The organism is Roseburia intestinalis L1-82 (assembly GCF_900537995.1).
Classification (GTDB): Bacteria; Bacillota; Clostridia; order Lachnospirales; family Lachnospiraceae; genus Roseburia; species Roseburia intestinalis.
Genome location: NZ_LR027880.1, coordinates 4002266 through 4028249, shown reverse-complemented (window position 1 = coordinate 4028249; position 25984 = coordinate 4002266). Strand labels below are relative to the sequence as shown.

Annotated in this window: 24 protein-coding genes; 21 read left to right on the top strand and 3 right to left on the bottom strand. The window is 41.8% G+C overall.

Annotation, left to right across the window (positions count from 1 at the left end; genetic code table 11):
- Window positions 1-418: 418 nt before the first annotated feature.
- The 3 genes from RIL182_RS18925 to bsh all read left to right on the top strand — a co-directional run bounded on the left by RIL182_RS18925 (window position 419) and on the right by bsh (window position 3770).
- Complete coding sequence (locus RIL182_RS18925; RefSeq protein WP_145988331.1) at window positions 419-1753, top strand: MATE family efflux transporter; 1335 nt, start codon at window positions 419-421, stop codon at window positions 1751-1753.
- Between the two features lie 504 nt (window positions 1754-2257).
- On the top strand, window positions 2258-2743 hold the full coding sequence (locus tag RIL182_RS18920; protein ID WP_015559698.1) for a hypothetical protein: 486 nt from the start codon (window positions 2258-2260) through the stop codon (window positions 2741-2743).
- A 52-nt stretch (window positions 2744-2795) separates the two neighbouring features.
- Window positions 2796-3770 (top strand): choloylglycine hydrolase, encoded by a 975-nt coding sequence (bsh, locus tag RIL182_RS18915; protein WP_172606727.1) that lies wholly within the window; start codon window positions 2796-2798, stop codon window positions 3768-3770.
- Here the strand turns inward: bsh and RIL182_RS18910 are convergent.
- Complete coding sequence (locus RIL182_RS18910) at window positions 3767-4663, bottom strand: LysR family transcriptional regulator (RefSeq protein ID WP_006857380.1); 897 nt, start codon at window positions 4661-4663, stop codon at window positions 3767-3769. The two genes, bsh and RIL182_RS18910, sit on opposite strands and share 4 nt — an antisense overlap.
- A gap of 249 nt (window positions 4664-4912) precedes the next feature.
- Between RIL182_RS18910 and RIL182_RS18905 the strand changes: the two genes are divergently transcribed.
- Window positions 4913-5599 (top strand): DUF6198 family protein, encoded by a 687-nt coding sequence (locus tag RIL182_RS18905; RefSeq protein WP_006857379.1) that lies wholly within the window; start codon window positions 4913-4915, stop codon window positions 5597-5599.
- A gap of 110 nt (window positions 5600-5709) precedes the next feature.
- Here RIL182_RS18905 and mscL read toward each other — a convergent pair whose 3' ends face one another.
- Window positions 5710-5991: a large conductance mechanosensitive channel protein MscL gene (mscL, locus tag RIL182_RS18900; RefSeq protein WP_006857378.1), complete on the bottom strand. Its 282-nt coding sequence runs from the start codon at window positions 5989-5991 to the stop codon at window positions 5710-5712.
- A gap of 138 nt (window positions 5992-6129) precedes the next feature.
- Here mscL and RIL182_RS18895 point away from each other — a divergent pair, with 138 nt between their 5' ends.
- The 17 genes from RIL182_RS18895 (at window position 6130) to RIL182_RS18815 (ending at window position 24817) form a co-directional block, all read left to right on the top strand.
- Window positions 6130-8160, top strand: a complete 2031-nt coding sequence (locus tag RIL182_RS18895; protein WP_243128714.1) for a M28 family peptidase — start codon at window positions 6130-6132, stop codon at window positions 8158-8160.
- A gap of 26 nt (window positions 8161-8186) precedes the next feature.
- Window positions 8187-8822 (top strand): GNAT family N-acetyltransferase, encoded by a 636-nt coding sequence (locus RIL182_RS18890; RefSeq protein WP_006857377.1) that lies wholly within the window; start codon window positions 8187-8189, stop codon window positions 8820-8822.
- A gap of 130 nt (window positions 8823-8952) precedes the next feature.
- On the top strand, window positions 8953-9234 hold the full coding sequence (gene flgM / locus RIL182_RS18885) for a flagellar biosynthesis anti-sigma factor FlgM (protein ID WP_006857376.1): 282 nt from the start codon (window positions 8953-8955) through the stop codon (window positions 9232-9234).
- Between the two features lie 28 nt (window positions 9235-9262).
- On the top strand, window positions 9263-9763 hold the full coding sequence (locus tag RIL182_RS18880) for a flagellar protein FlgN (RefSeq protein WP_006857375.1): 501 nt from the start codon (window positions 9263-9265) through the stop codon (window positions 9761-9763).
- Between the two features lie 21 nt (window positions 9764-9784).
- Window positions 9785-11548, top strand: coding sequence for a flagellar hook-associated protein FlgK (gene flgK, locus RIL182_RS18875; protein WP_006857374.1), 1764 nt, complete (start codon window positions 9785-9787; stop codon window positions 11546-11548).
- Between the two features lie 17 nt (window positions 11549-11565).
- Entirely contained in the window at window positions 11566-13407 is a 1842-nt protein-coding gene (gene flgK / locus RIL182_RS18870) for a flagellar hook-associated protein FlgK (RefSeq protein ID WP_006857373.1), read from the top strand.
- Between the two features lie 21 nt (window positions 13408-13428).
- Entirely contained in the window at window positions 13429-15030 is a 1602-nt protein-coding gene (locus RIL182_RS18865; RefSeq protein WP_006857372.1) for a flagellin N-terminal helical domain-containing protein, read from the top strand.
- A gap of 69 nt (window positions 15031-15099) precedes the next feature.
- Window positions 15100-15561 (top strand): flagellar assembly protein FliW, encoded by a 462-nt coding sequence (gene fliW / locus RIL182_RS18860; protein ID WP_006857371.1) that lies wholly within the window; start codon window positions 15100-15102, stop codon window positions 15559-15561.
- 2 nt (window positions 15562-15563) lie between these two features.
- Window positions 15564-15779, top strand: a complete 216-nt coding sequence (gene csrA, locus RIL182_RS18855; RefSeq protein WP_006857370.1) for a carbon storage regulator CsrA — start codon at window positions 15564-15566, stop codon at window positions 15777-15779.
- Between the two features lie 169 nt (window positions 15780-15948).
- Window positions 15949-16476 carry a flagellar protein FlaG gene (locus RIL182_RS18850; RefSeq protein ID WP_006857369.1) on the top strand — a complete coding sequence of 176 codons (528 nt, stop codon included), beginning with the start codon at window positions 15949-15951 and terminating at the stop codon, window positions 16474-16476.
- A 72-nt stretch (window positions 16477-16548) separates the two neighbouring features.
- Window positions 16549-19290, top strand: a complete 2742-nt coding sequence (gene fliD / locus RIL182_RS18845) for a flagellar filament capping protein FliD (RefSeq protein ID WP_006857368.1) — start codon at window positions 16549-16551, stop codon at window positions 19288-19290.
- A 186-nt stretch (window positions 19291-19476) separates the two neighbouring features.
- Entirely contained in the window at window positions 19477-20475 is a 999-nt protein-coding gene (locus tag RIL182_RS18840) for an IS5 family transposase (protein ID WP_006857367.1), read from the top strand.
- Between the two features lie 180 nt (window positions 20476-20655).
- Window positions 20656-21036, top strand: a complete 381-nt coding sequence (fliS, locus tag RIL182_RS18835; protein WP_006857366.1) for a flagellar export chaperone FliS — start codon at window positions 20656-20658, stop codon at window positions 21034-21036.
- 13 nt (window positions 21037-21049) lie between these two features.
- Entirely contained in the window at window positions 21050-21529 is a 480-nt protein-coding gene (gene flgN / locus RIL182_RS18830; RefSeq protein ID WP_044999101.1) for a flagellar export chaperone FlgN, read from the top strand.
- Between the two features lie 220 nt (window positions 21530-21749).
- Window positions 21750-22568, top strand: a complete 819-nt coding sequence (locus tag RIL182_RS18825) for a flagellin N-terminal helical domain-containing protein (RefSeq protein ID WP_006857364.1) — start codon at window positions 21750-21752, stop codon at window positions 22566-22568.
- Window positions 22569-22678: 110 nt separating this feature from the next.
- Window positions 22679-22960: a hypothetical protein gene (locus RIL182_RS18820; protein WP_006857363.1), complete on the top strand. Its 282-nt coding sequence runs from the start codon at window positions 22679-22681 to the stop codon at window positions 22958-22960.
- Between the two features lie 12 nt (window positions 22961-22972).
- Window positions 22973-24817: a motility associated factor glycosyltransferase family protein gene (locus tag RIL182_RS18815; RefSeq protein ID WP_006857362.1), complete on the top strand. Its 1845-nt coding sequence runs from the start codon at window positions 22973-22975 to the stop codon at window positions 24815-24817.
- Here the strand turns inward: RIL182_RS18815 and RIL182_RS18810 are convergent.
- Entirely contained in the window at window positions 24814-25977 is a 1164-nt protein-coding gene (locus tag RIL182_RS18810) for a CgeB family protein (protein ID WP_006857361.1), read from the bottom strand. The two genes, RIL182_RS18815 and RIL182_RS18810, sit on opposite strands and share 4 nt — an antisense overlap.
- Window positions 25978-25984: the final 7 nt, after the last annotated feature.

Sequence of the window (25984 nt, the reverse complement as noted above, 5' to 3'; positions counted from 1 at the left end):
GCGAAAGAGACTTGGACAAAGGAACTTTCGCCCATTATATATTGAGGATAGTAGGATGCATGTTATTAAGCTTCCAAAATCAGGAAAAAGGTCCCGCGAAATAGAATTTTTAGAAACAAATAATACTTGACCGCGTGCCGGAGGAAAATGACGCCCGCTATAAAAGAATCGTATTTTAGGACAAAGCGGCAGGCATCAAAGATGCGCTTCGCACGGAGATTGAAGAGTCCGAAGCGTTGCTCCTGCGGGGAATTTCAAAAGAGGAAAAAGAAATCTTTTTGAGAGTGGCACAGAAAATGCTGGAAAATTTGGATTCTGACTAAACTGCCCCCGTTAAAGTATGTATATATCGGTGTAGAAATGGTAATTCGTGTGAAAGCGTTTTTTCATGAAAAACCACCGAAAGAAAGGAGAAAAAATGAACGAAAATGAACTGATGAGCAGCCTTCCCGTCCCGAAGGCGGTTGCAAAGATGGCAATCCCGAGTGTGATCAGCAGTCTGGTAACAGTTGTATACAACATGGCAGATACTTTTTTTGTCGGACAGACCGGCGATCCGCTGCAGGTGGCGGCAGTCAGCCTGACAAACCCGATCTTTATACTGTTTATGGCATTTGCCAACATGTTTGGAATGGGCGGCAGTGCGGCTGCATCCATGGCGATGGGCGAGAAAAATGAAAAAAGAATGAAACAGGTATCCGCGTTTGTGACATATGCATCCCTGATCGTCGGTGTAGCACTTGCAGTCATTTTAATGGTATTTATGACGCCAGTTTTAAATATGTTCGGAGCAAACGAGCAGACGTTTCTCTATGCAAAAGGATACACTTTTCACATTGCATACGGGGCGCCGTTTATCATCTGGTCTGCAGCGGTAAGTTTTGTTGTGCGCGCGGAGGGTGCAAGCAAGGAGGCAATGATCGGCAGTATGATCGGCACCGTCGCCAATATCGTGTTAGATCCGGTGTTGATCAGCGGTATGGGGATGGGAGCTGTGGGAGCCGCAGTTGCGACGACAATCGGAAATATTTTGGCAGGCATCTATTACCTGTGGTATTTTTTAAAGAAAAGTAAATGTTTTTCCATCTCCATCAAATATTTTACCTGCAAAGACGGCATTTTGAGCGGAGTATGTGTGACCGGACTGCCGACCGCTGTTTTTTCCGTGCTGATGAGTGTGTCCACGATCGTGTTAAACCAGATCTTAGTGGCATACGGCAATGCGCCGGTGGCGGCGATCGGCATCGTGTTTAAGGCAAACATGTTTATCACATTTTTACAGATGGGACTGGCAAACGGAGTGCAGCCGCTTCTGGGATATAACTATGGTTCTGGAGATCACAAGCGGTTTGTTTCCGTGGAACGGTATACAAAAAAATGCTGTGTCATTGTCGGCATTTTAGCTACGGCGCTGTTTTTTGTTTTACGGGAGCCGATCATAAGGCTGTTCATCAGTGACGGGGAAGTTGTGTATTATGGCGTGAAAATGCTGATCGCCTACATGCTTTCCGGGCCGGTCATAGGGCTGTTATTTGTCAATATGAACTGTATGCAGTCAGTAGGAAATTCATTTCCGGCGACGATACTTTCCGTTATGCGTCAGGGACTGCTTCTGATACCGCTTTTGTACCTGTTAAATGCGTGTATGGGGTTAAACGGTGTCATTTACGGACAGGCATTGACGGATTATGCAGCAGTTATTTTGTCGGCTGTTTTATGGAGGAGAATCAGAAGACGGATTGAAAGACGGTAAGATCGGGCGTATAATAAAGGTGAACGAGCAATTTTGAAACCGGCAGTTATGAAAATTAGTAGGATGAATTTCGTATTTGTCGCATATTATGATTCGGGTGTCAAAAGGTGGTTTTCAATTTTGGGTTTGTCAAATTGCACAAAACCGAACTTGTTTTGTTCCGTTGTCCGAAAATAAGAAAAACTAAGTATGCCTGAATCAGTTTTTCACAGAGTGACGTAAACGGCATTCAACGAGCCTTCCATGGCTCGTGAAGCCTTGTTCTGCCGTCCGTGGCAGAACATTACTGTAAATAGACAGGCATACTAAGATTTTCTAATTTTCTCCCAAAGTCACAAAAACAGTCTCGGCTTTGTGCAATTTGACAATCGCTAAGTTATGAACCACCTTTTGACACCCTAATCATATTATCTCAACTGTAAAAATTGGCATATTGAATTGCAGATTTGCCGTATGATGAATCCTGGGTATAAAAGACCTATGGGGATGGAGGGGAGGAGCGTTATGATCGGTGGCGTGGATGGATACAAATGGAATATCACAGATTCCTATGATAATAATTTAAATCAGCGGAATAATGTTAATAATAAAGATGAACTGGGACAAAAAGGCGCGGTCGATAAATCTAAGACCACAGAGTGCCAGACCTGTAAAAACCGCAAATATGTTGATGGCTCTAACGAAGCGAATGTTTCCTTTAAAAATGCTGCGCATATTTCACCGGAAGCGGCATCTTCTGCTGTCCGGGCACATGAGGGGCAGCATGTTTCCAATGCGTATCACAAAGCTGCCACGCAAAACGGCGAAGTGGTATCTGCATCCGTCAGAGTTCAGACATCGGTCTGCCCGGAATGTGGCCGTTCTTATATTTCCGGTGGTGTGACGGACACACAGATCAGATATTATAATGAGTCGAATCCATACCAGCAGGATTTAAAACAGACAGACGGAATTAAACTGCGTGGGGCAAACGTGGACGAGATTGGCTAGATTTTTCGCACGAAAGCCCCGGCTTGAAAACAATATAAGAATGGAGAATTTTATGTGTACAGCAGCAACTTACCTGACGAAAGACTTTTATTTTGGAAGAACATTAGATTATGAATTTTCTTATGGCGAGGAAATCACGGTGACACCGCGGAATTATCCATTTCATTTCCGTCACACGGAAAATCTGGAAAAACATTATGCGATCATTGGCATGGCGCACATGGCAGGAGATTATCCGCTTTATTATGATGCGGTGAACGAAAAAGGTGTCGGCATGGCGGGACTTAATTTTGTTGGCAATGCATATTATCATAAGGAAGAAAGCGGTAAAAAAAATGTGGCATCCTTTGAATTTGTTCCATGGGTGCTTGCGCAGTGCGCAACGTTAGATGAGGTGCGGGATCTGATCACAGATTTAAATATTGTGGATACATTGTTCAGTGAAAATCTGCCGGCCGGCATGCTGCACTGGATCATTTCGGATAAGAGCGGATCGATCACGGTAGAGTCCATGAAAGACGGACTGCATATCCATGAAAATCCGGTTGGGGTCCTGACAAACAATCCGCCATTTGAGCAGCAGATGTTTATGCTGAATAATTACATGGGACTGTCACCAAAACAGCCGGAAAATCATTTTGCGGATAAACTGGATCTGAATATGTACAGTCGTGGCATGGGAGCATTAGGACTGCCGGGTGATCTTTCATCAGCTTCCCGTTTTGCGAGAGTCGCGTTTACAAAAATGAACGCAGTTTCTGACGATTCCGAGGAGGAGAGTGTGGCACAGTTTTTCCATATCTTAGGATCTGTCGACCAGCAGAGAGGCTGCTGCGAGGTATCCGATGGAAAATATGAGATCACGATCTACACCTCCTGCTGTAATGCAAGCCGTGGAATTTATTACTACACCACATATTCCAACAGCCAGATCACGGCGGTGGACATGCACAGAGAAGATCTTGACGGAAGTGTTCCGGTGCATTATCCAATGCTCACAAAACAACAGATCCTGTGGCAGAATTAATCTGGTATCATAGGATACTCACATTCTTTTAAAACAAATTCACAAAAATTTCTTACGGCAGGCGGCATAAACGCCTGCCGGTCATGAATCATATACAGATTACGCTCCCATACAGGCGCACTGATCTGCAGAATCTTCACATCCAGCTTTAATAAAAGATCCATATAAGGAACGACGGCAATGCCAAAACCCTGTGCAGTGAGTCCCGCAATCACCTCGGCTTCCTCTGTCTCATAGGCAATCTGCGGTACTGCATTGATCTGTGAAAACAGATGGTCCACAACGGCACGCATACCGGAACCGTGGGAAAAATAAATCTGTGGATAGATGAGCGTTTCCGTCAATGCAACGGACTGTTTTGCTGCCAGTGGGTGATGGCCTGGAACGATAAGTACCAGATCCTCGTGGGTGATCGGCACAGTGTCTAACGATTCTGTCTCCGGCGGCATGGAACAGAAAATCAGATCATAATCCCTTGCCGAGAGACCGTTGACAAGATCGCCGGTCGAGCCGGTATGAAATGTAAAACGCACATCATGCTCAGGATGGGATGCCAGATAACGCGCGGCAAGCTGCGGAATGAAACTGACACCAAGGGAACGCAGCATGCCAAGCCGGATCAATCCGTCACCGCGTGCGCTCCGCTGCAGGGATGAAACTCCGGAATCCAATGTGGCAAGCGTGCGGTTTGCGCAGATTAAAAACTCTTCCCCAAAACTTGTGAGTGTAGTATTGCGTCCGCTTTTTTCAAAAAGTGCCACGCCAAGTTCTGCCTCCAACTGCGAGATCGCATGGCTTAAACTCGGCTGTGTGATACAAAGTTCATGTGCAGCCTTTGTGTAGTGCTGCATTTTTGCTAAAGTTACAAAATAACGAAGCTGGAATAAGTTCATGGCAATCCTCCTTGTTTTGCGAAGCAAAATCCAATTTTACATGGTAAAATTTGCCCAATGGCGAGGAGAGGATTTTCCTCCCTGTTTTGCTCATTTTATCACGATTAATAGATACTGTCTATCGAACTATAAAAACTATTGATTTGTTAAATGGATTAGAAAGGTGTAAAGTGTTTCTGAAATTTGGGGATGACCATAAATGCAGAAGCAGGACTTCTGTAAAAACTTCCCCGGGAGGAAATATTTAAAATGAAAGAAACAGAAATACAGAAAGAAAAATCCCGCCGCACGGTCCGCGGGGAACTTGCACTCATGGTCGCAGTTGCCATCAACAGTCTTGGTGTTGTACTGATGCTGCATTCCGGCGCAGGCATCTCGGCAATATCAAGCGTGCCGTATGCATTTTCCGAAGTTTTCACACGCGTATCGCTTGGAACCTGGACTTATATATTTCAGGGACTTCTGGTGCTAAGCCTCATGATCCTGCGGAAAAAATTTGTGCCGCAGTATCTGTTCAGTTTTGTAGTGGGATTTGCATTCAGCGAATTATTGGATGTGCATGAGAGCTGGATCAATGTTTTGCCGCTGACGCCGGGATATCGTGTAATCTATTTTCTGATCAGTTATATTTTGCTCTGTATTGGAATTGCTTTGTCGAACCGATGCAAACTGCCGATCATACCGACGGATTTATTCCCGAGAGAATTGTCGGATATCACATCCGTTACCTATTCTAAGATCAAAGTTGGATTTGATGTTACCTGCCTTGCCGTGACAGCCGGACTGACCTTTGCATTTTTAGGACATCTTGACGGCCTTGGGATCGGAACCATTTTAGCCGCATTTACTATGGGAAAAGTGATCGGACTGATCGGAAAATGGATGGACAGACATGCCTGCTTTGTATCGTTCATGACACAAAGACAGACAGCCTGAACTAGTGTAATGTATCATTCACATTTCGTATAATTACTTGCCTGAAGTTTCATCTGCTGTGGCAAATGAAAATTACAAATTTTTCTCAAATGCTTCCACTGCCTTTGCATCTAAGATAGAGGTGCAATGCGGGCAGCGGTATTTAACGCTTTCACCAGTATAAATACAACAAAAGCCATGATCAGGAAATTCATCACGGCAGTCAGAAACTTTCCGTAATTCAATGTGACATCCCCAACAATATTCCAGTGCAGCTTATCAAAATTCATGCCACCGAAAATTCCAAGAAACGGGTTGATAATATCCTCGACCAGTGACGACACAATACTTGTAAAAGCACCGCCGATAATAATACCGACAGCCATGTCCATCCGAATCGAACCCATCCACATAATTATATCGGCTCAAAATCCCCCCACAAGACTGTTCATAACAAAAAAGTGTGTTATAATCAAAAACAGGAAATAATTTGAATACAAAAAGAAATAGATAACACAAAAAACAGCAAAAATAGAAGCAAAAAAGAAGGTGTGACACACGTGACAATGCAGGAAGCGGTCATAAAAAATATTGATACGGATTACTCGTACCAGCTTGCAAAACGGATGGAGCAGTTTCACTCAAACGAGAAACTCGGTTACCGTCCTGCGGGTTCGAAGGCAGAATTCCTGACAGGGGAAATGTTAAAGGATGAGATGCAAAAACTTGGACTGTCGGATGTATGTAAAAATGCGGTTACCGTGGATGGCTGGGAGTTTAAAAATGCGGAGCTTACGTTTGAAACGAAAGAGGGAAAAAGGCATACCGCATTGCTCGGGGCATATCAGACAGATTTTGTAACGGACGGTGAGCAGGCATTTTCCCTGATGTATCTTGGAAAGGGAACAGAAGCGGATTATGAAGGGAAAGATGTAACCGGAAAACTGGTGTTAGTGGATATCAACCAGAGAGATGAGTGGTGGATCAATTATCCGGTTTATCAGGCACATTTAAAAGGTGCGGCGGCAGTGATCGCTGTGCAGTGTGGCGGTTATGGAGAAGTCGATGCGAAGGCACTCAACGCACAGGATATCGCCGGACCGGAGGATGCACCGGCATTTTCCATCTCAAGGGAGGATGCTGCATTATTGCGGGAACTGCTGGATGGAGAGAAAGAAGCAACCGTATGGTTGAAAGCCGACAGCCGGGTAAAACGTGACTGCACGACTTATAACATTTCAGGCTGTATTCCGGGAAAACACCCGGAGCGCATGGTATTGTTGTCTGCACACTATGACTCCTATTTCAGTGGATTTCAAGATGATAATACGGCAGTCGCCATGATGTTTGGCATTGCAAAAACGCTGATTGAAAGCGGATTCAAGCCGAACAACACGATCGTGTTCTGTGCGATGGCGGCAGAGGAATGGGGCGTTGTTGATTCCAACTTTGACTGGTCGACCGGAGCTTACGAGCAGATTTTTACCGCACATCCGGAATGGGTCGGAAAAGTGATCGCAGATCTGAATTTTGAGCTGCCGGCGCTGGCACACGGCACGCGTGCAAGAATCCGCTGCTGTTATGAATATGTACATTATATAAAAGAATATTTAGACGGACTTCCGGAACTGACAAAGGCTTATCCTGAGATGACAAGCGTGACGGCACCGATCGAAACCTGGTCAGATGATTTTTCGATGGCAATCGCAGGAATCCCTTCCATGGTCAATGATTTTACCGGCGGAAGTTTCATGGAAACACATTACCATTCCCAGTTTGATAATGATGATTTTTATGATGAGGCGGTTTACCGGCTGCACCATGAGCTGTTCACACTGCTGATCTTAGCACTGGATGAAACGGCAGTTGTGCCGCTTGATTTTACACCGGTGTTAGAGCGCATACTTGCCGGAGGCAGTGAAATCACAGCGAAAGTGGAAGAAACACAGGAACAGATCGCTGCAATCACAAAAAAATTAATTCAGGTAACAGAAGAGGCACAGGAAAAAGCAAAACAGTCTTACGAAGAGACTGCCGCTATCAATACCCGCTACCACGCACTTCTTGCAGAAGGTAACATGCAAGAGGCAGAACAGCTCTTTGCGGAAAACAGGGAAAGAGAAAAACAACTGCTTGTAAAATTCAAACAGGAGCAGGATCATTTTGTCCGCATTGACTGGTATGGAGAGGTATTTTTCCCACATGAGATATTGTGGAAAAATATTGGCTTATTGCAGGACTCTGTAAACGCTCTGGAACAATCTGATGTGGATAAAGCACTGGAAAAAATATATCAGGTGGATAACAATGCGTATGCATTTATGTTTGATGAATATGTTTACCGCCATTTTACGGACTATGTGTTCAATCAGCCCAAAGATCGTCTGAAATGGGGTTACGGCAGGCTGTTAGGGCATGAAGATCTCTACCATGTGGTGAAATGCCTGCTGAAAAAGAGAAAAGAAGCAGACACAGATTACCGGGAAGAACTGCATTACTTAAAGGAATGCTATAAAAAACAGACCAGACGTCTCTGCGAGACCTTAAAAGAAATCAGTCAGACGGTAAAGGAAATGTTCTGACACAATAAAAAGGGGATAAGAAAAATATGAAATCGGACAAATTATACCGGGTACAGCGCGAGGACCTGCCAAAATTAGAACAGCTTTTATACCGCTGCTTTGCACACGATCCGCTTTATGAAACACTGATCCCGGATGCCGAAGTAAGAAAAAGGCTGATGCCGGAACTGTTTCAATGCGATATGGATGAATTTTATGAAACCTGCGAGATTTTTGCGGACAGTGAGGAACTAAACAGTATTCTTGTTGTGTCGGATGAAGCAGAGCACATCAATATGTTTCATTTTTTCCTGACAGAGTCATGGGCAACGATCCATACGGATGCATTTCTGATCAAAGAAGACCCATCGCTTGTAACACTTCACAATTTCATAAAAGGCGGGGATTATTTAAACTCAAGCTGGACCGATCAGCTGCACCAGACACAGAGACTTCATATTATTTATCTTGCAGTCGATCCGGAAATGCAGCACCATGGGATCGCTGCGAAACTGTTAGATGAAACGATCGCATATGCGCAGGAACACCACATGATGATATCATTGGAAACACACAATGAAAAAAATGTAGATTTTTATAAAAACTTTGGATTTCAGGTGTATGGAATTGTGGAGAAGAACTTCCCACTGAAACAATACTGCCTGATCCGTGAATACCAGTAGAAAAATGACAGGATACTGCGAAAAGTGGTGACCTGTCATTTTCTTTTTTCATATTTGCGCTAATGAAAAAAATGATTCGTCCGATATAAACACTAGAAAGCGAATTTCAAGGAAGAAAGGAGATGCCATTATGCGAGTAGAAGCTTATAATCAGGTGGCACAACTTTACAATAGAGAGAAAACGCAGAAAGTGCAGAACACAAAGCAGATGAGCACCGGACGCGATGAAGTGCAGATCTCTTCTATGGGACGTGATTACCAGATCGCAAAGCAGGCAGTGGCAGATGCTTCGGATATCAGGGAAGATAGAGTCGCACAGCTAAAGGAAAGGTTGGACTCTGGTAATTATAACGTGGATATGAATGATTTCGCGAATAAGTTATTAGAAAAGTACAATGCTTTAGTAAAGTAAAAGTGAGGATGAATCTGTGGCTAGTTTAATGGAAGAGCTTTTGGATGTGCTGGGTAAAGAGGAGAAGCAGTATCAGGAACTGATCACACTTGCGACTGAAAAAACAGACGCAGTGGTGCAGGGCAATATCGAACATCTTACGGATGTTACGACGAGAGAGCAGGATGCTGCGAGCGTGCTTCTTAATCTTTCCAATAAAAGAAACCGTGTCCTGACGGATATGGCGACTGTCTTAGGTCAGAGCCCGGAAGAGATGACGATCACAAAGATGATCGGATATCTTAACAAGCAGCCAAAAGAACAGGAAGCACTTACCAGACAGCGTGACAGGCTGCTTGAGGCCGGTGCTAAGATGCAGCAGCTAAACAGACAGAATGAAGCACTTTTAAAACAGGCATTGGAGATGGTGGAATTTGACCTTACCTTGCTGAGAAGTACGCGACAGGCACCTGAGACTGCCAACTATGATAAGAATGCCTATAATACAGGCGATATCTTAGGCAGCAGTGGATTCGACGCGAAGCAATAGTAAAAGCAGGGAGGAACTACCATGGCAAATGGTTTTGGAAGTATGTTTATCGGCGTAGCCGGTTTACAGAGCAGTCAGAATGCACTTAACGTAACATCAAATAACCTGGCGAACTTAGACACAACAGGATATGTGCGTCAGAGCGTTTTGTTTGCAGACCGTGACTATGTCACATTTAATACAACAGCAGCAATCAGCAATCAGCAATCCGGTCTTGGTGTAACGATCGGAGATGTTGTCCATTCAAGAGATGTATTCTTAGATCGGTTATATCGTACGGAATCAAGCCGTCAGTCTTTTTATGCATCGACCAGTGAGGCACTGACAGAGGTGCAGAACTATTATCAGGAATTAGAGGGACAGGCTTTTCAGGATGCATTAACCGATTTCTGGGGCTCATTTCAGGAGCTATATAATTACCCGGAGGATAGCGTATATCAGAATCTTGTTATTCAGAAGGCACAGCTTTTTACCAGCAGATCAAGTGCTGTTTATTCTGGACTGAAGAGTTATCAGTATAATATCAATTCACAGATTTCCGATGACATTGATCAGGTCAATGAACTTGGAAAGACGATCAGTGAACTAAATCTGCAGATCCAGAAGATCGAGGCAGGAAATATTGAAACTGCAATGACACTGCGTGATGCAAGAGATCTGGCATTAGATGAATTGGCAAGTCTTGTTGATATTTCTTATAAAGAAGAGGTAAACGGTGTCGTGCGCGTCAGCGTGGAAGGCAACGAGTTTGTCAATGAGAACGGCTACTATAAAGTAGAAAAACAGACGGACAAAGCGACAGGATTTGTGACACCATACTGGTCCCATCTGTCAGATCCGGACAAGGGTGAGTATACCTATCTGTTTAATTTTAACCGTGATATTTCCACGGAAAATAAAAACGATATGGGAGAGATCAAAGCTCTTGTGCTTGCGAGAGGAGATAAAGTTGCCAATTACAAGGATATTCTTGGAGTGGACGGCAAGACTTATGATGATACGACAGGCATGTCTGTTATGCTCCGTGCAGAAGCACAGATGGATCAGTTGTTCCATGGAATTGCAACGGCGATCAACGATATCTTATGCCCGAATACGGAAGCATCGAATTACATCACAGGTTTGACAGGAAACGGATCTGTTACCATGACCGATGCAGACGGCAATACCTATACCGTGACAGCAAATACGAAGATCTTAGATGCAGATAAATGCGCAGTGGGATCAGATGGCAAACTTCCGCCACAGGAGTTATTTACAAGACTTGGAACAGAACGTTATACGGAGGTTTCCTATACAGATCCGGCTTCTGGTGAGACAAAGACCTATTATTTATACAATGAAGAAGATCCGGCTGATACAACAAAGCAGTACACGATGGGAAGTACAAGTGTGAACAGCGCATTGATCACAGATGAAACACTACTTCCACATTTACGGCAGAATGGAGATGTAGACCAGTCACTGATGGCGACACTTGCAGCAGTGTGGGATAAAGAAAGCCTTACAGTCAATCCGAATGACACAAAGGCATACAGCTTTAAGGACTATTATGCAGCTATGATCGGAGAGGTTGCTACCTACGGAAATGTATACAATTCTACTGCAACAAACCTGTCCCAGACGGTACAGTCAGTTGATAACCAGAGACAGCAGGTAATCGGAGTTTCTTCGGATGAAGAATTGACTTATATGATCAAATACCAGAACGCATACAATGCATCCAGCCGTTTTATTAATGTTATTAATGAGATGATCGAGCATCTGATCACACAGCTTGGATAGCAGCATAGGAGGTTAACATGCCATCAACATTTTTTGGATTAACGATTGCATCTTCAGGATTAAGTGCATATCAGGTTGCCTTAAATACGAGTGCAAATAATATATCGAATGTACAGACAAAAGGATACAGCAAACAGCAGGCAAACCGTGTTGCTTCCGAGTCTATTCGTGCCTATGCAAAATACGGCAGTATGGGAACCGGTGTTACGACCGAGTCCGTAAAACAGCTTCGCAACCAGTATTATGACAACAAATACTGGTACAACCAGTCATCTGTCGGTTTATATGAGACGAAGCTCAATTACCTGAAGCAGATTGAAAATTATTTTATTGATGATGATTCTTCCAAAGGTTTTTCAACAATCTTAAACACGATGTTTAATGACTTAGATACCTTAAAGAACAATGCCGGAGATGTGAATACACGTCAGCAGTTTATCGGAAGTGCCCAGAACTTTGCAACATTCTTTAACAGCGTTGCATCCGGTCTGGGAGATATTCAGAATAATGCCAACGAGGAGATCAAATCCACGGTTCAGAATATCAATTCCATCGCAGAAAAGATTGCAAGTTTAAATCATCAGATCAACGTCATTGAAATTCAGGGTGGTTATGCGAACGAACTGCGTGACCAGAGAGCCTTACTGATCGATGAGCTATCCAAGATTGTTCCGACAGAGGCAGAGGAACTTCCGGTACAGAACTCAAACGATCCGGAACTGCCGACAGGAGCTAATTACTTTACAGTTAAGATCGGTGGTCAGGTACTGGTAGATACCTACGATTATGAAACATTAAAATGTGTTGCAAGGGAAAATAAAGTAAACCAGTCCGATATGGACGGTTTATATGATGTTAAATGGGAGAAAACCGGCAACAGCTTCAAAGCTGGCGCAAGTTCCATGTCAGGTACCTTAAAGGCATTGTTTGATATCCGTGATGGCAACAACGGAGAGAACTTTACCGGTGAGGCAAGAGTGATCGACAGCAAACATGTGAAAGTTGTCAGTCCTTCCATCACAGACATTGAGGCAATGACGGTGCCTGAGAGCGGTACACTTACCATTTACGGAAAAGATTACAATTATACGAATTTTACATTTGAGACGGATGCCAATGGCAAGATCACATCCTATACTTTCGAACTTGAGGACGCATTAAGCCAGCAGCAGTCCAATAAGGTAGACGGTATGCAGGCATCCATCGGAAGCTCTGTTGATACCATGGGTGTTCCGTATTACATGTCACAGATGAATCAGTTTTTACGTTCTTTCTGTTCTTTATTTAATGATATCATGTTAAAAGGACAGGATTTAGACGGAAATGCAACAGACTATTATTCTTTCTTTACCGGTGCAGATCAGGTGACCGGTGAGGAATATGTATTAGGAAAGAGCGATAAGAATCATGGAAACACGACAGACTGCGGCGCAAGCTCCTATTACAAACTGACAGCATCCAATATCTGTGTATCTTCCATTTGTGTAAAAGATTCTTCCAAGCTGGCTGCACAGTATAAGGCAGATACAGAGGAAGGTGTAGATAAGTATAAACTGGTGGAAGATCTGGCAAAATTAAAGAGTGATACGGTTTTATTCCGTGCAGGAAATGCATCAGGATTCCTGAAATGTATGATTTCTGATATCTCCATTGATACACAGCAGTCTACGATCTTCAGCAACAATTATACAAATATACAGGCAGCGCTTGAGACACAGAGAATGTCTGTTTCCGGTGTGGATGAGGATGAGGAAGCACTTGATCTGATCAAGTTCCAGAATGCCTACAATTTATCATCTAAAATGATCTCAGTTATGGCAGAAGTATATGACAAACTGATCGAGGAAACCGGAGTATAAACGGATTTATAACAGGAGGAAATGGCAATGCGTATTACAAATAATATCATATTGCATAATACATCCATTAATATCAATGGAAATAAAGGAAATGTGGACACACTGAACAATCAGATGACCAGCCAGAAAAAAATACAGCGTCCTTCCGATGACCCGGTAACGGCGATCCGTGCACTCCGTCTGCGCAGTACCTTAAGCGAGATCGACCAGTACTACGAGAAGAACATTCCAGATGCAGAATCATGGCTGGATGTAACGGAGACTGCAATCTCCAGTATGCAGGACGTTATCAAGACGATCCGTACCCAGTGTGAATACGGCGCACAGGATTCACTTACAACAGACAACAGAAAAACGATCCTGACACAGCTGGAAAAACTGCGTGATAAATTATATTCAGAAGGAAATGCGGATTATGCCGGCAGAACGGTATTTACCGGATACCGCACAAATAAAAAGCTGACATTTACGGAAGACGAACAAAAGACTTCATACGAGATCGACCAGAAGATGTCGTATGCTGATCTGCAGGAACACCGGTATTATGGAAATGATGTTACAGTTCCAGGAAATCAGGCAGATGTGTTAGATGGCACAAAGATCGCTTCTCCAACCCAGGCTGCTTATAATAGAATCCGTCTTGGCTATGACAGCATTGACAGCCTGGATGTGACAGATGCAGCAGGAACTACCACAAAAACCTCTGCAAATGGCAGTACGGTAACGATCAGTTACAATTATACAGATACAACAGGGACAACGCCTGTCAATAAGACGGGAAATATGAATGTTACCGTATATGATTCTTATGATAAATGGTTAGAAGCATCCACGAAAACACCAAAATCATATGACATTGCAGATGGAGAGGCAGTGCTGATCCGTAATACCGGAGAAATGGTATTCAGCAAAACAGCAGCAGATACACTTTCCACTAATAAAGCATCTTTGGATATTTCCTATACAAAGACCGGATTTACAAATGGTGAACTTCGTCCGGAATATTATTACAACTGCACGAATATTACAGATACGAACAATAAGTTAAAGTATGAGAAATATGATAAAGATGGCAATCAGATCTATCAGGATATCGATTATGTAGTGGCTGCAAACCAGACACTTACTGTCAATACAGAGGCATCAAATGTATTTGATCACGGACTCAGCAGGGATGTGGATGAGCTGATCGATGCTGTACAGCGTTCGCTTGACGCAGAACAGAAAGTGACAGATTTAAATGCCATGAAGAAAATGCAGGAATATTCTTCGGATGACTGTCAGGCAAAATTAGAAGAGTGGATCGCAGCAGCGAAAAAAGAGCGCGATTATGCCAATGATAATATGCAAAAGCTCTATAACAGCTACATTGGAAACTGCGATACCTATCTGCAGAAGGTCAATCTTGCATTAACAGATGTCGGAAGTAAAGGACAGAGCCTTGCGTTGACGAAAAACCGTATGTCAAATGAGCAGGAAACGATGGAAGAGTTAAAGTCCAAGAATGAAGACCGAGAACTTTCAGATATCATTCTGGAGTATACAGCGGCATACACTGCTTATCAGTCATCACTGCAGGCAGCTTCCAAGGTAAATCAGGTGACACTGCTCAGCTATCTGTAAATTATATTAACAGCATTATTCTTAGAATGCATGTCGTGATCACACAGGCTGCATCAGGAGGAAAAGGGAATGAAAGCAAATACAAGGCTTTTTGGGGAGATAGATATTGACGAGGAGAAGATCATTACTTTAGAGAATGGAATGATCGGATTCCCGGATTTAAGAAAGTTTACCCTGATTTTTGATAAGGAAAAAGAGAGAACACCGTCCTCGATCATGTGGTTTCAGTCCATGGACGAACCGGAAATTGCATTTCCGGTCATGCATCCGAATGAGATCAAACCTGATTATGCACCATCGGTCAGCGATGAGATGCTGACGCCACTTGGAGATCTTACAGAGGATAATACCTACATACTTGTAACGCTCACAGCAGCGGCGGATAAAAAAGATACGACTGTTAATCTAAAGGCACCGCTGGTGATTAATACAGACACCAGAAAAGGCTGCCAGGTGATCGTCGAGGATGATTATCCGATCAAGTTTAATGTATATGAAGCTGTAAAAGGCAGAAAGAAAGCAGAGGAATAAAAATGCTGGCATTGACACGAAAAAAGGGTGAATCTCTGGTGGTAAACAATAACATTGAGATCACAGTGCTTGAAATCCGCGGAGATCAGGTGAAAATCGGTATATCTGCACCGAAAGAAGTGCCGATATACCGCAAGGAAGTATATCTTCAGATTCAGAATGAAAATAAGGCAGCTCTTAATATCGATGCGATCGCATCCTTAAAGGATCTGCTTTGAAAAATACCGGAGCTCATAATTCACAATAATAGAATGACCTCGGAGCGTGCATTCTATTATACAGGCAGAAAAATGCGGCTCCGGTATTAATTTTATGCGCAAAGAAACCGATATAAAACACAGATTAAGTAAGTTAGCATACGGGTTGTAATATAGCCTGCATGCACAGATGGACACAGGGAAGTGTGAAACACAGCAGAAAGAAGTTGTGGATACCATGGAAACGGAGGTCAGGATCATGGGAGTTCAACGGATACAGGAAACATCGACAGCATCTTACGGCAAATCCGTAGAGGCAGCTGCAGCAGGAAATAGCAGTGCTGCAGGCAGCGGAAGTGCTACAGGCGGCACAACGCAAACAGTGGAGAACATCACGACTCCATGGAAGGCAGAAAACAAAAACAGTACGGATACCAAAAACAGTCTGAGTGCCAGAAACGACAAGGATGAGGAGCAGGAAACACTCGTAGGAGCAGGAAATAACACCCAGATCCGGAAAGCTGTAGAAGAGATCAATAAGAGAGCACACAATTCGGAAGCAGTCTTTGGCATCCACGATGCCACGAACCGCGTTATGATCAAGATTGTGGACAAGGACACAAAAGAAGTCTTGAAGGAATATCCGCCGGAGAAAACGCTTGACATGATCGCAAAGGTCTGGGAAGTCGCAGGACTTTTGGTGGACGAGAAAATGTAAACAAAGACAGTACAGTCTGTCTGCAGAGTATATAATAACAGATGAAAAGTTTCATCAGATAGGAGTGATAATATGCCAATCAGAATTACCGGTTTGACATCAGGTCTTGATACAGAAGCTATCATTTCAGCTCTGGTATCTTCATACAACTATAAGACGAATAAATACAAAAAGGCACAGACAAAATTATCCTGGAAGCAGGATGCGTGGAAAACACTGAATACGAAGATTTACAGTCTTTACAGCAGCGTCGGCAGCATGAAATTATCTACCGCATATAATTTAAAATCAACAACTGTTTCCGATTCTACCAAAGCAACGGTAAAGGCAGGAAATAATGCACCGACCGGAACACAACAGCTAAATATTCTTAAAGTTGCGCAGGCGGGTTATCTGACCGGAGCACAGCTTTCAAGCAAGACGACGACATCCACAACACTTGCTGAACTAGGTTATACAGGTGGAGATGCAAAGATCAATCTGACAAAGGGTGATGGTACAACAAAAGAGATTACAGTGACACAGGGATCGACTGTTGGTGATGTGATCGCTTCATTAAAAGATGCCGGTGTTAGTGCAAACTTTGATGAGACAAATCATCGTATCTTCATTAGTTCTAAAGATACCGGAAAAGATAATGATTTCACTCTGACCGGTGGAAATACAGAAGGTGCAAGAGCACTGTATCAGATGGGACTGGCTGTTGGCTCAGATGCGACGAATGCAACATACAAGTCTTATACACAGTACTATGATGCAAATGACACTAAGTTGGAGCAGAATGTAGTGAAGGCCATTCAGAAATATCAGGATGCGCAGAAAGCATATAAGACAGCATCAGGGCAGAATGCGAATCTTTCATCTGCATATGGATATGCAACGGCATATACAGAGATGATGGATGCGTTAAAAAACAGTGGTTTATCTGATGATGATCAGAAGAAACTTAAAACTTTACTTGGCATGAGTGCAACCCAGAGAGTGAATTCTGTGATGGATGCGGCTGGGAATGTATATACAGAAGCAGGTAAAGATGCAGATGGTAATACGATTTACGCGTATGATAATAATGGAACCAAACAGTATATACAGAAAGTTGTAACTTATCAGGGAAGCGATAATCTTACCTATACAGCGAATGATGACGGAACTTATACAGATAAAGATGGTCATGTCTGGACAGCAACCGGTGATAAGGATGATGATGGAAATGCAAAATATTCTTATATCTCAGATGATGGCACGACACAGACGATCAGTATCAAAGAAAATGTGGCATATTATAATGCTACAGGTACATCGCATAAGATTGGGGATAAGTATACAGATAAAAACGGAGTTGTGTATACACCGAATGATAACGGAACATATGCAGGAACAGATGGAAAAAATTATATATTAGACGGAACCACTTTTAAGGAAGTAGATAGTGATAAAAATGTAGTCAGTGGTGGAAAAACAGTTGCTGTGTCAGATTGTACAACAGAAGATATTACAGAGATGAAATATACACAGGGAACTGCAGCAACAGGTATCGAACGTTCCGCAGATGTACTCAGTAAGATTAGAGAGGATAAGAAGGATACACTTACCGATGAGGTTGTTTCTAAATTGACATCTAATATTGAGAAAGTCAATGTGTATGAAAGTGCAGAGGATTCACTGGCTGCTGATGATGAATATTCCAGAAAGAATATCATTGATTCCATTCAGCAGGCATATCAAACAGGTAAAGCAAGTGATGTTACAAAGGTGACAAACAAATATGCGGAGGTCATTACAAAGAATCAGACGACCATGACCACAGCACAGAAAACGATGGATGATAATTCGGTACTTGCAGATCTGGCTGCAATGGATTCAACTTCATCAGACTATACAACAGCATTAACTGCATTTGTAAAGAAAGTACAGAATTCAAAAGAAATTATGGATCAGAGCTCTCAATATACCAATTCAGGTGCTAAGAAGATTGATGGCTGTGATTCTGAAATTAAATTAAACGGTATTACATACACCAGTTCACTGAATACCTACTCTATCAACGGACTTTCCATTACTGCAATGCAGGCAACCGGAGATGGGGATACCAATGCGATTACCGTCACAACTGCGACCGATACACAGGCAATTTACGATAAGATCAAGAGTTTCCTGACACAGTACAATTCTCTGATCAACGAAATGACATCACTTTACAATGCGGATACAGCAAAGGGATATGAGCCTTTGACAGATGATGAAAAGAGTGCAATGTCTGATTCAGAAGTTGAGAAGTGGGAAGAGAAAATTAAATCTTCATTGCTCCGTCGTGATGACAGTCTGGAAAGTGTCATGAATCTGATGACGAATGCCATGAGTCAGCCGGTTACGATTGATGGCAAGAAATATTATCTGTCAAGTTTTGGAATCAAGACACTGGGTTTCTTGAATGCACCGGAGAATCAGCAGAATGCATATCATATTGACGGTGATGAGGACGATACAGCAACTTCCGGAAACGAAGATAAGCTGATGGCAATGATCAACTCTGATCCGGATACGGTCGTTTCCTTTATGCAGCAGCTTACAACCAATTTATACGATGCAATTGGAACGAAGATGAAATCTTCAACTTTAAGCAGTATTTATAAAGTATACAATGATAAAGAGATGGCATCCGAATACAGTGATTACACCACTACGATCAAGAAGTGGGAACAGAAGCTGCAGGATCAGGAAGATGCATATTACAAGAAGTTCTCTGCAATGGAGACAGCATTGTCTAAATTACAGAGCCAGACATCTTCATTATCCAACCTGTTCGGAAGCTGATAAAATTGCTGAAAATGGTGGTAAAATAAAAAAGAGAGTGATAAAATTTAAATATCTGCCCCACATAGATGTGGGACAGATATTTGTGACATAAAGAAAATTATATCTAAGGAAACGCTGATTAATTCATGCATCTCCTTGTGATTTTTGATATAATATAGGTATCAACTGAAAGGTCGTATACCTATGAATCAACTAACATTTTCCGACATGGAATACTCCAACCGCAAGAAGAAAACCAAGCGTGAGGAATTTCTTGATGCCATGGAAGAAATCATCCCATGGTCATATTGGGTAGAAATGATTCGCCCATATTATTTCGCTAACAAGCGCGGTCGCAAACCTATTGGTATTGAAACCATGCTTCGCATGTATCTCATGCAGATTTGGTTTAATCTGTCCGATGAAGGAATCGAGGATTCTATCTACGACAGTTACGCCATGCGTTCATTTATGCATATAGATTTCAATGAACAACAAGTACCGGATGCAACTACATTGCTTAAGTTCAGACATATGCTTGAAGCAAATAAACTTGGTGAGAAGATTTTTGCTGATGTCAACAATCGTCTCGACAAAGCAGGCCTTATGATGCATGGTGGCACTATTGTTGACGCCAGCCTTATAGCAGCACCTAAATCCACTAAAAACCAGAATGGCAAGCGTGATCCTGAAATGCATCAGACAAAGAAGGGCAATGAATGGTACTTCGGAATGAAGGTACATGCCGGTGTTGATGCAGGCAGTGGGTATGTTCATACAATAACCGGTACATCTGCAAATATGCATGATGTTTCAGAAACTGCAAATCTTATCAGAGAAGATGATGAGGTTGTATATGGTGACTCCGGTTATCTTGGAGCTGTTAATCAACCCGCAATTAAGGATGACGAGAAGAAATCAAGGATTGAATTCCGAATAAATAAGCGTCCTTCCAGCCTCAAAATGGCAGATGATTTTAAAGGTCTTAACTGGGACAAAAAAATGGAACATGAAAAGTCCGCAGTTCGCTGTAAAGTCGAGCATCCATTTCTCATTGTAAAGAAACAGATGGGATACTCAAAAGTTGTATATCGTGGAATCGCAAAAAACATGCATCGATTCCATATGTTGTTTGCCAGTGCAAATCTGTTAATGTGTAGCAGAGCTGGCAGAACAAAAGACTTTGTTGGGTGCACAGTATAACTGTGTCCATTTTGGGGAAATATCCTCAAAAAAGGATAAATAGCAAGAGGATATAACAGGTATATGAGGAAAAAATCCTCTTGGTTTTTATAAAAACTTGACAAACTGGGATAATGCTGAAAACAAAGCTAATTAATCAGCGTTTCCCTAAAATTATATAATACATGGAGGAAATGATTTATGCTGGCTAACAAAGGATACGCAGCGTATGCAAACAACAAAGTTATGACTGCATCACCGGCGGAACTGACGCTGATGCTTTATGAGGGAGCGATAAAGTTTGCAAATATCGCGATTGAAGCGATCGAAGCAAAAGATATTCAAAAAGCACATGACAATATTATGAAAGTAGAGCACATTATAGAAGAGTTCCAGAGTACATTAAATCATAAATATCCGGTGGCAAAAGACTTTGATGAGGTATATAATTATCTGATGATGCGCTTACAGGAAGCAAACATGAAAAAAGATAAGGAAATCATGGAAGAAGTATTAAAACATCTTCGTACCATGCGTGATACCTGGAAACAGGTTATGAAGCTGGCACATACACAGCAGTAAGGATATGGAAAAGATGGAGAAAAACCAATATATTCCGGTTATGATACAGAGCCTGAAAAAAAAGAGTGAGATATTAGATGCCATTATGGAATTAAATATCAGGCAGAGTGAGGAATTGGAAAATCCGGCATTAGATCCGGATGATTTTGATAAGACAGTAGAGGAAAAGTCAAAGCAGATGGAACAGCTGGATCTGTTGGATGATGGTTTTCAGGAACTGTTTGACCGGGTAAAAGATGACTTGAAGAATCATCAGGATCTTTATCGTGATGAAATAGCGCAGATGCAGGATTATATCCGTAAATTAACCAGTAAAAGTGCAACCATACAGGTACAGGAAGCACGCAATAAAGATTTAATGACAAAAAAATTTGCATCTGTACATAAACAGGTCAGAGAAGTCCGCAAGAGCCAGCGTGTTGTAAATCAGTATTATAAAAATATGATGAAGACAAACTATGGCGAGCCGGTGTTTACGGACAAGAAAAAATAGGAAAAAAATAGAGATAGAAAAAGAAAAAAATTTCTTTTTTACTATAAAGTATCGGGATGAACATCCGATATATAATACAAGTAAACAAAGTGATGATGAACATTACTTGAAAAAGTTACTTGGCAGTGGAACAGAATGGAGCGTACGGCCGGGAAGGAAAGCTGCAAAATTAAGACGATGCGGCATGGAAGCCGCAGTAAATTCAAGGAGGAAATGAATTATGGTAGTACAGCACAATATGACCGCAATGAATGCGAACAGAATGTTAGGCGTTACAACAAGCGCACAGGCAAAATCTTCAGAGAAATTATCTTCTGGTTACAGAATCAACCGTGCAGGTGATGACGCTGCTGGTTTAACAATTTCTGAGAAGATGAGAAGCCAGATCCGTGGATTAAACAAAGCTTCTGACAACGCACAGGATGGTATTTCCTTAATCCAGGTTGCTGAGGGTGCATTATCTGAGACACATTCTATCTTACAGCGTATGAATGAGTTAGCTACTCAGGCTGCTAACGATACCAATACAACTGCTGATAGAGGAGCTATTCAGGATGAGATCAACCAGTTAACATCTGAGATTAACAGAATCTCTTCTACAACTCAGTTCAATACTCAGAACCTCATCGATGGTACATTCGCAAATAAAAACCTTCAGGTTGGTTCTATCTGTGGACAGAGAATTACTGTTTCTATCGACAGTATGTCTGCTGGTAGCTTAAATGTATCTGCTAACTTAGTAAAGGTTAACACTTTCAGTGCAGCAGGTGAAGCAATGTCCAATATTCAGGGTGCTATTTCTGCAATTTCTACACAGCGTTCTTACTTAGGAGCTCTTCAGAATCGTCTGGAGCATACAATCTCCAACTTGGACAACATTTCTGAGAATACTCAGTCTGCTGAATCTCGTATCCGTGATACAGATATGGCTGAAGAGATGGTTACTTACAGCAAGAACAATATTCTTGCTCAGGCAGGACAGTCTATGCTTGCTCAGGCTAACCAGTCTACTCAGGGTGTACTTTCTCTGTTACAGTAATCTGACAGAGTGTAGCGTATACTACATAATTAAAAAGCCGACAGTAAAAGCTGTCGGCTTTTTTTCTATATAATATAGAAGTATTGTGAAAAAATAATTTGGGGAAAAAGATGAACAAAGAAGAATTACTAGCAGAGATAGATGCCGTTTGTATGATGTTATATCAAAATAATGAGCATGTAGCAATTGGACGGATATCAGAATTATTAAACATTTTTCAGGATATGATACAAACGTTATCGCAAGATCAACTGCAGCTGGTTGGAAATTTTGCGGTTGTAATGATACAGGAGTTGCTGAAAGCATATGAGAAACAGGATATGTATGGGATGGCAGATTGCCTGATGGAAAAGGCGGTTTTATTTGTATCGTTTTATTATGGCGAAGAGTAGTGGAGTTTGTATATGGGAATTTTTGAGAAAAATATTGCAGCATTAAAGAAGAAAAATGAGAAAATTGCGGGTGCTGTCACAAATATTGACTGGAATGAGGCAAATCAATGGATCAGTGTGAAGACGGCTTCTAATGGATCGGAAATAGTGGCTGTATGCATTGATAATTATGAATGGTATCTGAATAGCCGTCTGAACCCTGAAGAGGCGGCAGACATTTATTGGGAACGTTATCCGATAAGGTTGTATGGAACCTATTTTGTTTTTGGTTTTGGAGATGGAAGGCATGTAAGAAGACTGATAGAGTGCTGCGGAGACACAAATAGGATTATTATCTGCGTACCTGATTTAGTGGTTTTTGGAGTGGTTTGTCATTATTTTGACATAGAAGATTTGATTCAGAATCAGACACTGGATTTTTATTTCCCTGAGGTTGCAGAAGGAGAGGTAGAAAATATTCTTTCTGGTGTGATTGAATATACAAAAATGAAATTAATTGATTTTTGCATTTTACCTGGATATGATGTGCGTTATGCAGATGGATGTAAAAAGTTTATAGATAGTGTTATTGAGAAAATACAAAATGAAATTGTAAACAAAAGTACACACCTCGGATTTAACAGGATGATTCCACGTCATGTGCTGTTTCATATGAAAAAAATGATTGGTCAATGTAATTTGGAACAAGTAAATCAGAAATTGGAGAAATTTGAACTTAAGAATATACCGGCAATTATTGTTTCTGCGGGACCGTCATTGGATAAAAATGTAGGGGAATTAAAAAGAGCACAGGGAAAGTCATTTATAATTGTGGTTGATGCAGCACTTCGGACTGTATTGAGAAACGGAATTAGACCGGATATGGTTTGTACTATTGATCCAGAGTCCCCGGATCGATTTTTCGAGAATTTGAATTTGGATGGTTTGCTCTGGTCATGTTCTAGAATTACACGTCCAGACGTTATAAGACAGTTTGCAGGAAAAATTTTTTACAATGGATATTATTGGGGAAAATGGAACCAGAGGATGAGTGAAGAACTTGGCTATATGTTTCCAATACTGTCTGTAGGTGGTTCAGTTACTTCAGAAGCGTTTCAGATTGCGTCATATCTTGGATTTCGGAAAATAATATTAGTTGGACAGGACATGGCATTTACGAATGGTATATCGCATACGGAAGGAATAGAGAAAGCGTTTGGTGATAACGATGAATATATCCAGAGTCGTACACTTATGGATGTAGAAGGTATTGATGGAAAGATACTTAAGACAGATTTTCAAATGTGGTGTTACAAACGATGGTTTGAAAAACTCTTTATGACAAATGAAGGAAAATATCAGATTGTAAATGCGACGGAAGGCGGAGCCAATATAGTAGGTGCACAAAATCGAACATTGAGAGAGACCATAGAAGAATGGTGTAAAGATGAAATTGATATTTACGGAACGATACAGAAAATAGAATGTCCGTTTTCGGAGAATCAGCAGAAAAAAATGTTGCTTCAACTAAAGGAAGTGAAGAAAGAACTTGAAAAGTTTGAAGAAATCATTAAAGTGGTTATTGTGAAGCAGGAAGACCTCTTGGAACAGATGCAAAACTCCACACAGGGAAAGCATGATGAGGCGATGCAGTTAAGGGAACTGCTTGAACTGAATGAAAAATTAAGGGAAATGCCTGTTCAGGAGCTGGTCGTTTTATATGCGCAGGAGGCAGAATATCAGATGGGCGACGAGGTCTTTCAGGAAAATTTAGAACCGAAAGACCTTGTACAGAAGAGTACGGAATTATTAAGGGGGTATCAGAAGGCGATTCCATTACTAAGAGAAGATATTGAGGACTACATTATGAAAGATTAGTCAGACAAAATCTGAAGGATTGATGTTACACGATGGCAGAACGTATGGCGTTCTGCCATTTTGCCGAGTGCATTTGCAGCAATTTGCTGGCGTTCTTTTTCGTGGGAGAGATAATAATCGATTTTCCGGATAAAATCCTCCTCACTCTCATAGAAAACAAAATCTTCTTCTGGAACGAATAAATCAAGTAAATCTTCCTGATAGTTCGTAAGCAGAAAGCCGCCGCTTCCTAAAATGTCCATACAGCGAAGCGGGATGCCGGTGTGAATGCTTTTTAAGCTTATATTTAAGTTGATACGGCTATGTCTGAAGATAAGTGGCATTGTGGAATACCAGTCCACAGGTCCCATAAACTGTGCATGGGGAAGTTCGGGAACTGGGTTATGCGTGTATAACTTTAACGAAAAACGATCAGAAGCCTGCTTTAACAGGGAGAGTCTTTCTCGCGCAGTAATCTTTCGGCAAAGAAAATAATTTGCATATACATAGGCGGCAGATTCAGTGCCGTCTGACATTGGAGTATAAGGTGCTGCTTTCTGTAAATCGGCAATAATGTCCGGAGTCAGCAGATCTTCCAGAAAAAAACTGCCATAGACATTCTGTTGTGCGTGCATGATGGCATCCAGGTAGCCGCGGGTAAAGTCAGAGATAGTTTCTAACCGGTCAAAAAAATTGTGATCTTCGTTGTATAGTGAACCTACAAAAGAAGCGTCGGCGGAGAGCTTTTCTGTCAGTGCATCCGGGCAGACCATGGCAGAGAGACGGGATACATTTGCTGCAAGTGGAAGATAATATACGGTATCAATACCAGCATTTTTGAAGGTAAGGTAAACTGACTTATCAAACAGAAAAACGTAGTTGCATGAATTGATCAAGGTATAGGAATAAAGAGCAACTAATGGGCTGTCATAGATATAGGAGACATATTTGATGTTGTGGTTCTGACAGCATGCAGAAAGAATCGGGGAATAATTAAAAGAAAATACAAACGCATAGGATGCATTTGTAAGTGCAGCAGCAAATGCTTCTTCAAATTCTTTGCTGTGCCGTTCTTTATAATCTTTGTGGTAAAAAAGGTCACAGGTAATCTGATTCGCTTCAAACGCATCAATCATATCCTGTTTAGCAAAAGCAGGGGAGTCAAGAAATAATATTTTCATAAGTAGC

Excerpts from the sequence above, each read along its gene's own strand:
- RIL182_RS18890 (WP_006857377.1), top strand. The coding sequence starts at position 8,187 with ATGAAATCGGACAAATTATACCGGGTACAGCGCGAGGACCTGCCAAAA.
- RIL182_RS18820 (WP_006857363.1), top strand. The coding sequence starts at position 22,679 with ATGAACAAAGAAGAATTACTAGCAGAGATAGATGCCGTTTGTATGATG.
- RIL182_RS18810 (WP_006857361.1), bottom strand. The coding sequence starts at position 25,977 with ATGAAAATATTATTTCTTGACTCCCCTGCTTTTGCTAAACAGGATATG.
- RIL182_RS18850 (WP_006857369.1), top strand. The coding sequence starts at position 15,949 with ATGGACACAGGGAAGTGTGAAACACAGCAGAAAGAAGTTGTGGATACC.
- fliS (WP_006857366.1), top strand. The coding sequence starts at position 20,656 with ATGCTGGCTAACAAAGGATACGCAGCGTATGCAAACAACAAAGTTATG.
- RIL182_RS18910 (WP_006857380.1), bottom strand. The coding sequence starts at position 4,663 with ATGAACTTATTCCAGCTTCGTTATTTTGTAACTTTAGCAAAAATGCAG.
- RIL182_RS18920 (WP_015559698.1), top strand. The coding sequence starts at position 2,258 with ATGATCGGTGGCGTGGATGGATACAAATGGAATATCACAGATTCCTAT.
- flgK (WP_006857373.1), top strand. The coding sequence starts at position 11,566 with ATGCCATCAACATTTTTTGGATTAACGATTGCATCTTCAGGATTAAGT.
- fliD (WP_006857368.1), top strand. The coding sequence starts at position 16,549 with ATGCCAATCAGAATTACCGGTTTGACATCAGGTCTTGATACAGAAGCT.
- csrA (WP_006857370.1), top strand. The coding sequence starts at position 15,564 with ATGCTGGCATTGACACGAAAAAAGGGTGAATCTCTGGTGGTAAACAAT.
- RIL182_RS18905 (WP_006857379.1), top strand. The coding sequence starts at position 4,913 with ATGAAAGAAACAGAAATACAGAAAGAAAAATCCCGCCGCACGGTCCGC.
- fliW (WP_006857371.1), top strand. The coding sequence starts at position 15,100 with ATGAAAGCAAATACAAGGCTTTTTGGGGAGATAGATATTGACGAGGAG.
- flgK (WP_006857374.1), top strand. The coding sequence starts at position 9,785 with ATGGCAAATGGTTTTGGAAGTATGTTTATCGGCGTAGCCGGTTTACAG.
- RIL182_RS18825 (WP_006857364.1), top strand. The coding sequence starts at position 21,750 with ATGGTAGTACAGCACAATATGACCGCAATGAATGCGAACAGAATGTTA.
- RIL182_RS18840 (WP_006857367.1), top strand. The coding sequence starts at position 19,477 with ATGAATCAACTAACATTTTCCGACATGGAATACTCCAACCGCAAGAAG.
- flgN (WP_044999101.1), top strand. The coding sequence starts at position 21,050 with ATGGAGAAAAACCAATATATTCCGGTTATGATACAGAGCCTGAAAAAA.
- mscL (WP_006857378.1), bottom strand. The coding sequence starts at position 5,991 with ATGTGGATGGGTTCGATTCGGATGGACATGGCTGTCGGTATTATTATC.
- RIL182_RS18925 (WP_145988331.1), top strand. The coding sequence starts at position 419 with ATGAACGAAAATGAACTGATGAGCAGCCTTCCCGTCCCGAAGGCGGTT.
- flgM (WP_006857376.1), top strand. The coding sequence starts at position 8,953 with ATGCGAGTAGAAGCTTATAATCAGGTGGCACAACTTTACAATAGAGAG.
- RIL182_RS18815 (WP_006857362.1), top strand. The coding sequence starts at position 22,973 with ATGGGAATTTTTGAGAAAAATATTGCAGCATTAAAGAAGAAAAATGAG.
- bsh (WP_172606727.1), top strand. The coding sequence starts at position 2,796 with ATGTGTACAGCAGCAACTTACCTGACGAAAGACTTTTATTTTGGAAGA.
- RIL182_RS18865 (WP_006857372.1), top strand. The coding sequence starts at position 13,429 with ATGGCAATGCGTATTACAAATAATATCATATTGCATAATACATCCATT.
- RIL182_RS18880 (WP_006857375.1), top strand. The coding sequence starts at position 9,263 with ATGGAAGAGCTTTTGGATGTGCTGGGTAAAGAGGAGAAGCAGTATCAG.